At 57.1% G+C, this 12,259-nt stretch carries 13 protein-coding genes; 7 read left to right on the plus strand and 6 right to left on the minus strand.

Annotated features, from left to right (window positions below; translation table 11 throughout):
* Both RT613_RS21960 and RT613_RS21965 read right to left on the minus strand, forming a co-directional pair.
* Nucleotides 1–980, minus strand: a 980-nt coding sequence (locus tag RT613_RS21960; protein ID WP_313618504.1) for an NAD(P)/FAD-dependent oxidoreductase, incomplete at its 3' end; no start/stop codon positions are given.
* Complete coding sequence (locus tag RT613_RS21965) at nt 977–1,738, minus strand: nucleotidyltransferase domain-containing protein (RefSeq protein ID WP_313618505.1); 762 nt, start codon at nt 1,736–1,738, stop codon at nt 977–979. The genes RT613_RS21960 and RT613_RS21965, both read right to left, overlap by 4 nt.
* A gap of 533 nt (nt 1,739–2,271) precedes the next feature.
* Here RT613_RS21965 and RT613_RS21970 point away from each other — a divergent pair.
* The gene (locus RT613_RS21970) at nt 2,272–2,817 is read left to right on the plus strand and encodes an NADPH-dependent FMN reductase (protein WP_313618506.1); all 546 of its coding nucleotides are present in this window, start codon (nt 2,272–2,274) and stop codon (nt 2,815–2,817) included.
* A 39-nt stretch (nt 2,818–2,856) separates the two neighbouring features.
* Nucleotides 2,857–3,480: a histidine phosphatase family protein gene (locus RT613_RS21975; RefSeq protein ID WP_313618507.1), complete on the plus strand. Its 624-nt coding sequence runs from the start codon at nt 2,857–2,859 to the stop codon at nt 3,478–3,480.
* 34 nt (nt 3,481–3,514) lie between these two features.
* Here the strand turns inward: RT613_RS21975 and RT613_RS21980 are convergent, their stop codons facing one another.
* Nucleotides 3,515–4,408, minus strand: coding sequence for a LysR substrate-binding domain-containing protein (locus tag RT613_RS21980; protein WP_409558881.1), 894 nt, complete (start codon nt 4,406–4,408; stop codon nt 3,515–3,517).
* A 130-nt stretch (nt 4,409–4,538) separates the two neighbouring features.
* On the opposite strand from RT613_RS21980, the gene RT613_RS21985 reads away from it, so the two are divergent.
* From RT613_RS21985 to RT613_RS22005, 5 genes are all read left to right on the plus strand, one after another.
* On the plus strand, nt 4,539–5,405 hold the full coding sequence (locus tag RT613_RS21985) for an aldo/keto reductase family oxidoreductase (protein WP_313618509.1): 867 nt from the start codon (nt 4,539–4,541) through the stop codon (nt 5,403–5,405).
* Between the two features lie 167 nt (nt 5,406–5,572).
* Nucleotides 5,573–6,205: a hypothetical protein gene (locus RT613_RS21990; RefSeq protein WP_313618510.1), complete on the plus strand. Its 633-nt coding sequence runs from the start codon at nt 5,573–5,575 to the stop codon at nt 6,203–6,205.
* Nucleotides 6,206–6,431: 226 nt separating this feature from the next.
* Nucleotides 6,432–6,668: a hypothetical protein gene (locus RT613_RS21995; protein WP_313618511.1), complete on the plus strand. Its 237-nt coding sequence runs from the start codon at nt 6,432–6,434 to the stop codon at nt 6,666–6,668.
* A gap of 186 nt (nt 6,669–6,854) precedes the next feature.
* A complete protein-coding gene (locus tag RT613_RS22000; RefSeq protein WP_313618512.1) occupies nt 6,855–8,114 on the plus strand; it encodes a diguanylate cyclase domain-containing protein in 1,260 nt (419 codons plus the stop codon).
* Between the two features lie 147 nt (nt 8,115–8,261).
* Nucleotides 8,262–9,533, plus strand: a complete 1,272-nt coding sequence (locus tag RT613_RS22005; protein ID WP_313618513.1) for a GGDEF domain-containing protein — start codon at nt 8,262–8,264, stop codon at nt 9,531–9,533.
* On the opposite strand, the gene RT613_RS22010 is transcribed toward RT613_RS22005, so the two are convergent.
* The 3 genes from RT613_RS22010 to RT613_RS22020 form a co-directional block, all read right to left on the minus strand.
* Nucleotides 9,500–9,835, minus strand: a complete 336-nt coding sequence (locus RT613_RS22010) for a hypothetical protein (RefSeq protein ID WP_313618514.1) — start codon at nt 9,833–9,835, stop codon at nt 9,500–9,502. The genes RT613_RS22005 and RT613_RS22010 overlap by 34 nt on opposite strands.
* A 125-nt stretch (nt 9,836–9,960) precedes the next feature.
* The gene (locus RT613_RS22015) at nt 9,961–10,338 is read right to left on the minus strand and encodes a response regulator (RefSeq protein ID WP_313618515.1); all 378 of its coding nucleotides are present in this window, start codon (nt 10,336–10,338) and stop codon (nt 9,961–9,963) included.
* Nucleotides 10,338–12,259: GAF domain-containing protein (locus RT613_RS22020; RefSeq protein WP_313618516.1), on the minus strand; the 1,922-nt coding region annotated here is incomplete at its 5' end. The genes RT613_RS22020 and RT613_RS22015, both read right to left, overlap by 1 nt.

Here is a 12,259-nt window from a genome sequence, read left to right on the forward strand (position 1 = left end):
GATTTTGTCGACAGCATCCGATAATCGAAATCAGTGAAGCGAAGCACGAACCGGGCGCGTTTGTGCAGCGTCTGGTCGATATCAGTCTGGCCGTCAGCCAGTGCATGTCCCAATGTCATGCCGTCCCAGATTGCGAGGTTTAGTCCTTGGCCACCGACCGGCGATTGCACATGCGCCGCATCTCCAATTAGCCACACGCGTCCATGGCGCTGCGATGGAACCTGACGCAGTGAGACTTTGAATTGTCTTTCGTACAACAGGGTGCTGCCGGGAAATTTCCGTGCAAGTTCAAAGGCTGCGCCCGGTGCGTTGAGAATGCCTTGAACGATACCGCTAGCGGGTTGAGACAGGAAAAGACCAACACCGTCTGACCGCAGAAATAGCTGCGCCTGAATGTCTGGCGGCCATTGATCGCTTTCCAATTCCGCCACGGACCATTCTTCCGGATAATCCCGTCCGACAAACGGTATATTCAGGTGTAATCGTACAGCGCTATGGCCTCCGTCGGCCGCAATAAGCCAGTCGACATCAATGCACTCTTTTTCATCGGCCTGTGTTACCGTGACCCTAGTTTTGTCATTCTCCTGCGTCACGTCCAGAAAACTCAGGCCATATTCAACTGTCACGCCGTAAGACGCCAACGCTTTTTCCATGGCGTCTTCCAGTTTCGATTGCGGGTAAAGGTGCGCAGGTGGTTCGCCGTTGACATGTGGCACTTTAAGCCGCGCGACCACTTTGTCGTCGTCATGGAATACAAATTGAGCCATGGGGAGGGCATCCCCGACAATGTTTTTGGTAATTCCATATTCGGCCAGTTGCTTCCACGCAGCCTGTGCCACTCCAGTGGCTTTCTGCATGGAAGAGCGTGATGGCCTTTTGTCTATGATCCTGACTGGCAGGCCGCGCCTGGCATAGGCGAGGGCGAAAGCCAGCCCACTCGGTCCCGCGCCAACCACCAGAACCTTTGCCTGCTTGCTCATTGCAGCAAATCCCTATCGGGCGAGATCCTGGCATCGCGCGGTGCTTTTGCATGGTAGCGGTCGAAAAGGCGGCCACCGTGGCGGGCCAATTGCTGGTCTGTCAATGCCACCAGTTTTGCCCGGTTTCCGTGTACTGCGTCCTTGAATGCTTCGGCGGCAACAGCCGCAAGTTGCGCGTCAAACCGCCGCAAAAGCCGTGCTGCCCATTTGCCTTTTCCCGTCCATTGCTGCTGCCCAAGCAGAATAAAATCAATCAGGCGTGGATAGAGTTGGGCGGCAATGGCAGCCATTTCGTCAGCAGGTCCTTCTGCACGAAGATCGTCAGCCAGATCGCTTAACACATATCGCATGGCGTCAAGCTGTGCTGTGGCGAGTGGCTTTGGTCCGTCGGCGAGCAAGTCTCGGGCCTGTCGCTGCATGGCGGTGGCATCGGTTGTGTTGCCAATAATGGTACCACTGGCGATCATGTCGACCATAACGGGCGTGCCGCTTTCAACGTCCTTGCCGATGAAGTAGGTCAGCGTTTCAGGGTCATGCACAAAGGCCTCGATCGGAAAACCGTCCAACAGGAAAGATTCCCGCCATGCTTGCGGCAATCTCGGAAAAATTACGACCAGATCAATATCGGAAAACACGGTGCCTTCACCACGCATGATTGACCCCGCCACAAACATGTGTGACGCGCCGTTAAACCGTGTGGCAAAACATTTTTGCGCCGTCGACAAGGCCGCATCGATACGGGTCTGTTTGGAATGCATCTGCCGTTCCTCTAAATATCAGACACGGCAGACAAAAATCCCGCGCGTATCCGGCGGGTTGATCATTTTTGCCTGAAGCAGCTTTAGCTCACGACATGACCAACCACCGCATTGCGGTGGTAGAGCCGGTCAAAATGGAGAGCGTCGTGTTCATCTCTGCACGCTACCGCGTTGGCCAATATTGTCAATCACATCGCACAATTGCGCGCTATGGTTTTCAATCCAGTCCTTGGATTAAGCTGTGCATGCGGCGAGCGCCATCGGTGCCGGTAGGCTTTAATTGAAACTGGATATCGACAGCGGTGGCATCAAGGATAGGGGGGCAATTCCCATGGGGCACGACTGGGCATGCTGTCTGTGGATTTAATATATTTATAGCGTAACGCTTTTACTGTCTTTGCTACATGCCGCAAGAAATGGTTTCATCCTATTCGGGCAGGGCAATCAGACCTGTTGTGACCCTTCACTGATAATTCGTCATGCGTTGGCAAATGACCATGCACTGAGATGCGGTTATTGCCGCCGTGGCGCACATGTTTTACAGCAACGCCATGAAGTTCTTGGCATTATCCGGCAGCACCCGTCAGGCATCCACCAACACGGCCATGTTGAAGGCCGTGGCGGATATCGCGCATCCGGCTTATGACATCGAGGTCTTTTCCCGCATCGGTGATTTCCCGGTTTTTTCGCCTGACCTGGAGGCCTTGCCGCTGCCCGCAGCACTTCAAACCTTTGTGGCTGCGATCAACCGGTGTGATGGCATCATCATCTCTAGCCCGGAATATGTCATGGCCATTCCCGGTGGCTTGAAAAACGCCATCGACTGGCTGGTGTCGCGGCCAGAAATCGTTGGCAAGCCCATCGTGCTGATGCATGCCTCGCATCGTGGTGACGATATGCTGGCGCAGCTGCGCATGGTGCTGTCAACGATCAGTGACAGGTTCTCAGCAGAGCTTTTCCTGCGGTTTGAACTGATCAAGAAATCGCCCGATGAGATCAGCTCACATCTTGAAAAACCGGAAAACAGGCGGGTTGTTGAAGATTTTCTGGCAGATTTCGCCAGACATTGCACGCTTTGAAATGCGGGCAAAAACGCGGCGGGCAACAGGAGGCCTCAGGTGAAAGAACTGTTCGTGGTCACGCACACGCAATCGGTCCACCATGTCGAAAACCGGGTTGGTGGCTGGTATGATACTGGTCTGACCGAGCTTGGTCAGCGTCAGGCCGTTGCCACTGCCGAGCGGCTGTTGTCACTGATCGGTCACAGGGATATAGAGCTATTTTCGTCCGATCTGCAGCGGGCAGCCCAGACGGCTGATGCCATTGGCAAGGTCTTTGATAGGCCGGTGATATCAGCGCATGCGCTGCGCGAAATCAGCTATGGCGCAGCCGAGGGCAAACCGCAGGCGTGGCTTGATGCGCGTTATTCGCCAGCGCCGGAGCATGACAGGCTTGATCATCCCGTCGGCATAGACGGGGCCGAAACGCGGCGTCAGCTTGCGCAGCGTGTTTACCCCTTCATCGAGGCGGTGGTGGAACGCGACGCGTCAACCCAGATCATCGTCACCCATGGTTTTACGCTCAGCATGGTCATTGCAGCCTGGATGAAAGTGCCAATCGAATCCTGCGGTTTCATCTCGTTTCCCGCGTCGGGCGGCAGCATCACCCATCTGCGGCAGGATGATTTTTTCCGCAACAGGGCGGTGCTGAAACTGGCGGATGTCGCACATCTGAAAACGTGATCTTGTGGCGTGGACGGGCGCGTGCCCACCGCCATCACGCGCGCGGCATGGCCTTGATAAAATCAATGAAGGCGCGCAGCGGCGAGGGCACCAGTCGCCGGCCGGGATAATAAAGAAACGGCCCGGAAAAGCTCAGCCACCACTCCTGCATGATGGGGCTAAGCGTCTGGTCTTCAAAGTGCGGCTGCAGCCAGTCTTCGAACAGATAGATGATGCCAAGACCGGCCTTTGCGGCCTCCACGCCAAGATCGGTGGCGCCGCCGGATTGCACGATGAGGCTGCCATTGGTCTCGATTGTCAGTTCCTGGCCATCGCGCTCAAACTCCCAGGCGGGAATGGCGCGACCGGAAAAACGGCCCCGGATGCAATTGTGCGAAAGCAGGTCATGCGGGGTTTTCGGTGTACCATGTTCGGCAAGATAGGCCGGCGACGCTGCAAGCGCGTAACGCTGTAGGCGCGGGCCAATCGGCACGGCAATCATGTCCTGTTCCAGCCGCTCGTCATAACGAATGCCGGCATCATAACCGCCCTCGATAATATCAACGAAACTCTCGTCGGTGATGATTTCCAGCCTGATATCGGGATAGGCGGCCATAAAGGCCGGCACGATGCGCGGCAAAACCAGCCGTGCGGCACTGACGGGCACATTCAGCCGCAGTGATCCGGCCGGCCGGTCGCGGCTGCTGGTGGCCTGGTCAAGCGCCGAGGCAATTTCGCTAAATGCCGGCCCCAACCGCTCCATCAGCGCACGCCCAGCCTCCGTCGGCAAAACGCTGCGCGTCGTGCGGTTCAGCAGCCGCACACCAAGGTCTGCCTCCAGCCGTTTCACGGCATCGCTTAACGAGGATGAGCTGGTGCCGCTGATGCGGGACGCCTCGCGAAACCCCTTGGCACGCGCAACCACCAGAAACGCCTCCACGTCAGCCATTTCCCGCATGCAACTCTCCACTCACTAATGTGTTTATTGTCCGGGTAAACGGACAGCATGTCCGGATTTTAGCGGATTGTGGCATCAATGTCAGGGGCTTACTTTGAGGTCACTCACAGGAGATAGAGCCATGACTTCAATTGGAACTTCGGGAAGTTTTACCCTTGGTGGTCGTTCGGTAAATCGGCTTGGTTACGGCGCCATGCAGCTGGCCGGCAAGGGCGTGTTTGGCCCGCCACGGGACCGGGCAGAGGCCGTGGCCGTGCTGCGCGAGGTGGTTGAAAGCGGCGTCAACCATATCGATACCAGCGATTTTTACGGCCCGCATGTCACCAACCAGATCATCCGTGAAGCGCTGCATCCCTATGGCGAGGATCTGGTCATCGTCACCAAGGTTGGCGCCAAACGCGGCACGGATGCCTCGTGGAACCCGGCCTTTTCGCGGGAAGACCTGACGCAGGCGGTGCATGACAATCTGCGCAATCTCGGCCTTGAAGCCCTCGATGTGGTCAATCTGCGCGCCATGTTTGACGTGCATGGTCCAGCCGAGGGTTCGCTGGATGAGCCGCTTGGCGTTCTTGCAGACCTCAAGAAACAGGGGCTTATCCGCAATATCGGCCTTTCCAACGTCACGGCCAAACAGATCGAGGACGGCAAGAAGATCACTGACATTGTCTGTGTGCAGAACCAGTACAATCTGGCGCATCGTGGTGATGATGGCCTGATTGAAAAGCTCAACGCCGAAGGCATCGCCTATGTGCCGTTTTTCCCGCTTGGTGGTTTTTCGCCGCTGCAATCCTCTGTGCTGTCGGATGTCGCAAACCGCCTTGGCGCAACGCCATTGCAGGTGGCGCTGGCCTGGTTGTTGAAACGCGCGCCGAATATCCTGTTGATCCCCGGCACGTCGTCACGCACCCATCTGCGGGAAAACCTGGCCGCCGAGCGCGTTGATATCCCGGCCGACGAAATGGCTGAGCTGGAAAAAATCGCCGCGTAACGGATACGCCTCGGAAGGCATGTTCTCACAACGGGCAGCATGGCATGGGTAAAAACCTTGTCCATGTTGCCCGTTGGCGCATCGTTGCCGTTACCCCGATCCAACCAAGCCGCTTCACATCAAATGCGCTGATCGGTTAGGGTGGTCACCGCAAGGGGGCAAGGCGCATGATCATTGTTGTTGAAGGTATCAGTGCCGCTGGCAAAACCACCTGGTGCCGTGCCCATGCGCCGCATAATCTGATCTGTGAAACCTTTCCGGATGATCGCCATCTGCAGCCGCAAAGCGGGCCGATCAATGCCGCATACTGGACGCGGTGGAATGCCAAGCGCTGGAATGATGCGCTTGCCATGGAGGCTGAACAAGGCCAGGCGGTCTGTGACACCGATCCGCTCAAACTGCATTACACCTGGTGCCATTACCGCATCGGCCTTTTCGACAAAGCCGAGTGGCACCTGCATCGTGACGCCGCAAAACAGGCCTTTTTGAACCGGCAACTCGGTTTTGCCGACGCCTATTTCGTGAAAAGGATTGACCCTGTCATTGCTCGCCGGCAGCGCGATGCCGACGTAAACCGCATACGCAATCGCTTTGAGGTGCATGTGCTGTTGCAGCCGCCACTGATCCGCTGGTATCAGCTGCTGGAAACCGTGCTGGGCGGGCGGGTGCAGTGGCAGTTGCCTGATCAAGGCCCCGGTTTTACTGTCCTCACCTCCAATCCACGCCGTCATGACATCGCGGCATTTGATGATTTCATGGCATTGCTGGATCAAGATGGCGAGGGTGACGCCGATCAGTGACATTGCACCCGTTGCCACAGTACACTGTTGCCGTCTTGCGTTTCAACCGGTCGGGCCTTATCAGGCGTGCGGTTTAGATGAATATAATCAAGGAAATAACGTGTGTTGTCCTTCGGTTTTGTTGATCGCCGGCCTTTGTCTGTCCCTCACAAGTTGTGCTTTCACCCGTGCATCAGAACGTGGCCATGCCCGTGAGGTCAGCAAGATCAATGCGGTTGGCGTCAGCATGGAAACCGCACGCGGCATGGCTGTCAAAAAGGGATTTCTGTGTGATCAGAACGTGGACAAGGGCCGTTCCGTGGTGATCGATGGCAAGATCAGAAAAACCGACATTCTGTCCTGCCACAAAAAATCCCTCGAGCTTGTCTGCCCGCAGCGCAGATATGTTGTCTTTAATGCGGATCCAAAAACCGGTAAGGTCTATTCGGTCGGCGGCCGCATAACCGAGCATTCCTGCTTTTAAGCGGAACCCCCATGTGGTGACATTGGATTGCGGCCCGCGTGACCTGCGCGTTAAAACGCCCAAACCATAACCCGTAAACCATTTGCACACTCTCATTGGCAACTGTCGAAACCTTTTTGCCGTTGATGTGATTAAACGTACCTATGATACCTTGTTGAATGGACGCTCTTGTTTTCGGAGGAGAAGATGGCAGCGCATTCCTACACAACGGATGATCCCGGCACGCGTCTGGAGCTGTTCGATTTTGCCTTCGATCATGCGCCAATCGGCATCGCTCTTGTTGATCTGCAGGGGCGCATCCTGCGTGCCAATGCCGCTTTTGCCAAGCTGGTCGGCATACCCATCGAGCAGGTCATTGACGTGCATTTCAGGGATTTTACCCACCCGGATGATCTGGAGGCAGACCTTATTCTGTTCGAACAGGTATTGCAGGGCAAGCGTGACGGCTACACCATCGAAAAACGGTATATCCAGCCCTTGGGAACCATAGTCGACGTTCTCATCCATGTCGCGGCCATGCGGGATGGCAAGGGGCGGGTGGTGCGTTTCATCTCGCAGATCGAGGATATTACCCGCCACAAGGAGCATGAACGGCAGCTGGCCGAACGCGCCGCCCAGCTGGAACTGGCGCTGGAAGCGGTGAGGGGCGGTTTCTGGCAGATGGATATTCAAAGCGGCAAGTTCGAAACCTCGGATCGGCTGGCGCAATTCATTGGCGGCCAGACCGCCGCGCGGCTCGATCTCGAACGCTATGTCAGCCGGGTCAATATCAATGATGGCGCGCAAGCAGACCTGACGCCGCTGATTTCAGGAGAGCTGGACCAGAACGTTGCCGAATACCGGCTCGACACCATCCACGGCGAACGCTGGATGCGCTGCGACCGCCGCCTGTTGCGGGATGGCGATGGCCGCCCGGTCAAGATTGTTGGCATGGCCATTGATTTTACCGAGGAGCGCCGCCGCATAGAACAGCTCGAGGAAACCGCGCGCACCGATGTGCTGACCGGGCTGTTGAACCGGCGCGGCCTGGCGGATGAATTTTCCGCCCTGTCTTCTGCCGACGGGTTTGTGGTGCTGGCGCTGGATCTCGATGGCTTCAAGCAGGTCAATGATCTCTACGGCCACGGCGCTGGCGACATGGTGTTATGCGAAACGGCACAGCGTATTCAGGCGTGTGTCCGCAAGGGAGACCTCGTTGCCAGAACCGGCGGCGATGAATTTGTGGTGGTGGTGGCCGGAAGCCGGGCCACCGGCATGGCAGCGGCCGAACGTATCCTGGAAAAAATGCGTGACCCGGTGTCGATCACGGGCGGAAGCGCCCATGTGCGCGCCAGCATCGGCGGCGTCTGGACCGCATCGAAACGCGACATACAGGCCCTGATCAACGAAGCGGACATGCTGCTTTATGATGCCAAGGCATCCGGCAAGGACGCCATGCAGTTTTGACACCGGCGAAGCGGCAAATCTACCGGTGTCGCCGCGCCATCTTGCCTAAAATGAGATTAAAAATGCAGCCTCTTTCTTGAGGGGATCGTCACTCCGATTGCCTAATGTCCGACGCATCAAATCAGTCAAATCGGTCATCAGAATTAAATGGAACCTCTGTTCGGTCTCGACCAGCAAACCATGTTCAAGTTGAACGCGCTGTTGCTGCTGGTATTCGCTGCAGCTTTTTCCTTCGCAGGGCTTGGACAGAAAGACCGCCGTTACTGGGTCTATCTCGTCGCGTCGAATGTGGTTTTCGCGCTGGCCTTTGCGCTGTTTTCACGCCAGATCAATGGCACCCCGGCGGATCTGATGGTGCCCAATGCCTGTCTGGTCATTGGCCTTGGCCTGCGCTGGCAGGCCATCAGAACCTTCTTTGGCCACCGCTCGTCAGCCACATGGTTTCTGGCGCTCAGCATCTTCATTGCGCTGGCCTTGTTGTTTTCACCGGTGCTTGGCACCGGGCTGGTGTTTGGCATGACCAATGCGGTCATCGCCGCGCAGATCCTTGCTATCATGGTGTCACTTATCCGTGAAAAGGAGGCTCTGCCATCGCGCTGGGGGCTGGTCTTTGCCTATGGTGCCGTCGCGGCCTCATCCGTGCTGCGCGTTCTGCAAGGCCTGATCTTGGATCAGGGCATGGAAAGCCTGCTGCCGGCAGATATTTTCCTTGATCTCAACCTCATTGCCGCAGCCATCCATGTCAGCGCCAGCGGCGCATTTTCGCTGTCTCTGGCCTATGAGCGCAGCGTTGCGGGCCTGCGCCAGCTTGCGCTTCGCGATGCCTTGACCGGGCTCTATAACCGCCAGAGCATCGAGGCCTTAACCGAGATCATCGGCCATCGCCAAGACAGATCTCAAACGGCACTGGTGTTGCTCGATATTGATCACTTCAAAAGCGTCAATGATATCCATGGCCATGTGGCGGGTGACGAGGCCATCCGGCACTGTGCGGATGTGTTGAACCGCGTGTTTGGTCAGCACGAATTTATCGCCCGCATCGGCGGTGAGGAATTTGTGGTGCTGCTGCCGGGCAGAGATGCCGACAATGCCGTGCTTCTGGCAGAAGACATGCGCTCGACGCTGGAACACACGCCGCTGGTCTTCAAGGGCAAGACAATTGCACTGACCGCAAGTCTTGGCATCGCAACCAGCCTTGAGCCGGTGGATGCCACGACGTTTTCTCAGTTGCTGGAACGGGCAGACCTATGCCTCTACCGGGCAAAGCTGAATGGCCGCAACCGCATTGAGGTGGAGGGCAGGGAGGCGACTGCACGGTCAGGCACAACGCCTGAAATCACCGTGCCGCCGCTGGCGCCAGGTGAGCCGCCGTCATTGGAAGCGGCTCAATCTTCGCGCTCTTTTGCCGTCCAGCGGTAATGCGAAACAATGTTTTGCTGGTTGCGGATCAGGTGTCCGGCCAGTTCAGCATCGCCGCCGGTCATGGTCTCGGCATCCGCACCGCACAGGCCCAAAAACATACGCTGATGCACAACGGATGCGAAATAGTCATGAGGTGGTGGGTTTTCTTGCGTCTTGACCGCTTGCCATTCCGCGGCCGCCTGTCTTGCGGCGTCATGCAGCGCGTCGAAAACCTTCTGCATCATCTGCGTTTGCGCACGCTCGATAATCTCATTGAGTTGCCGTTGTTCAGGCGTCAGGACGGGGCAGGTATCACTCATGCAGGGGCGCTTTCATCAAACATGTGGCGCGAATGTGAGCGCGCCATGGTGTCTCTGCATGTTCGTTTAAAAGAGAAAACAGGCGAAAACATTACGCCTGACCAGACCGTGCAAGACGGGATGCCTTACGACGCCATGGCTTGCAACTGCGCGGTGACCCGCGAGATGTCATAGGGTTTTGAGAAGAACACGCTGCGGTCAGGCAAATCGTCGTCTGTCACTTTCCGGTGGCCGGATACAATGATGATCTCAACCGGTGGCCAGCGATCGCGCACCATGGCGGCCAGCTTCATGCCATCCATGCTGCCAGGCATGTCGATATCGGTAAACACGATACGGATGTCCTGCCGGGCATTGAGTAATTCGATGGCCTCATCGGCATTGCGTGCCTCAAGCGCTTCAAAACCTGCCTCTTCGACAAGGTCGACGGCAGCCATCAACAGCAGTGGCTCGTCCTCGACAACGAGAACGACTTTTTTCTTTGGCGGGTTAAATGTCCCCATTAGTGTTCGGCCTGCTGAAGTTGTTGGAGTGTTGAACTCATCTGGAGGATAAGTCCCGATGTTTCATAACGAATGTCGACCTTGCCTGTTCCACCAAGACCCATTTTAATCAGCTTTGATCCGAAGCCGGCGCTTTTGACCTCGTGAACGGGCGGGCCGCCAACCTCCTGCCAGTCAAGATGGAAGGTGGTGTGCTCGCCGTCACCGGTCAGGTGCCAGCGCAGATGCACCTTGCCTGTCGTGTTGGAAAGCGCGCCATATTTGATGGCGTTTGTGGTCAGTTCATGCAGCAGCAGCGAAAGCGACAGCGTGCCCTTCGGCCCAAGCGTCAGGTCTTCACCCTCCAGCTCCACCCGGTCGCGCACCGCCAGCCGGTCGAATGTGCGCTCCATCACCTGCATGATGGCGGCACTGCTCCAGTTGCGCTCAAACAGCACATCATGCGCCGTGCCAAGCGCATGTACCCGCCGCTCGAAGGCGTCCACATAATGCCGTTCCTTGACCGGCCGCAGTGTCTGCGAGGCAATGGCCAGCACCATGGAAAGGGTGTTTTTCAACCGGTGGCCCATCTCCCGGTGCAGCAACTGTTGTTCTGTCTCGGCCTGCACGCGGGCAATGGCCGCCTGTATGCGGTCGCCAAAGCTGCGCACAAAGGCAATCTCTTCGTCCGACCACTGGTAAGGCACGTCGTGATGTACAAGCACCACAAGGCTGAAATTGCCCTGATCCATCACCGGCACGTTGACCAGCACCCGAATGTCCAGATCCAGCAGTGCTTGCGCATGGGCCGCCGTGCGTGGATCCTCCGTCACATCGGGAATGACCACCGGATTGCCGATTTTCAGGTCGTTGATAAAGCTGCCATAGGTGCGAAAATGGTGCAGGCCGGTCACCGGCTTGATGCCGGGTGCCGTCCATTGCGGCTGCATCATCACGGTTTCATTGCTCAGGTCCACAATGCCAAAACCGGCGCGGGTTGCATCCAGCGCACGCGCCATAAGGTCGGCGGCGGCTGATGCCATGGATTCAATGTCGCTCAGTTGCGTCAGCCGGTCACCAAGGTCCAGCAGCGCCTGAATGCGCGCGGCCGCCCGCCTTGTCACGGTTATATCCTTGACCGCCCCGATCATTTTCACCGGCTTGCCGTTTTTCCCGAGAATGAAGCTTGCCGTGCGCGAAATCCATCGCACACCAACAGGCGTATTGATGCGGTATTCCACGTCAAGGAAAGCGCTGCCATCCGCGCGTGTCTCGGGGCTGGACTGCATGCCCTGATCGTCGGGAACAACCATGTTCTCAAACACGGATGTCGGATAGGACCGTGCAACCGGCACATGGAAAATACGGTAAAAAGCAGGTGATCCGCGCAACGTCGATTGCTGGATATCCACCTCGAACGTGCCGACACGGCCAGCTTCCTGCGCGGCCAGCGTTTCTTTCGCCGCATTGCGCAGGCTGTCCGTAATGCCCTTCTGGCGGCGATACAGATCATCCTTGCGTTGCGAAAGGCGCCGTGCCTCAAACAGCGCAATCACCTGTCCGGCAAGCGTCTTCAAGCCTTCGGCCTGTGCCTGTTCCAGCCCTTCGGGCCGTATCACGCTGTCAATCACACACAGGCTGCCAATGATAATGCCATCGGGCGTGATCAGCGGTGCGCCAGCATAAAACCGAATGAAGGGTTCGCCCGTCACCAGCGGATTATCCCTGGTGCGTGGGTCGGCAGTCAGATCAGGTATCGCCAACAATTCGCGGCTCAGCAGCGCATATTGGCAGACCGATCCCGCCATTGGTGTCTGGCAGGGTTCAAAACCCACACGTGCCTTGAACCATTGCCGGTTCTGTTCCACCAGGCTGATCAGCGCAACAGGCGTGTTGCACAACACACGGGCAATCTGCACAATGCCGTCAAACTCCGGCTCTG

Origin of the sequence: Agrobacterium sp. (assembly GCF_032092815.1) — a bacterium.
GTDB lineage: Bacteria > Pseudomonadota > Alphaproteobacteria > Rhizobiales > Rhizobiaceae > Agrobacterium.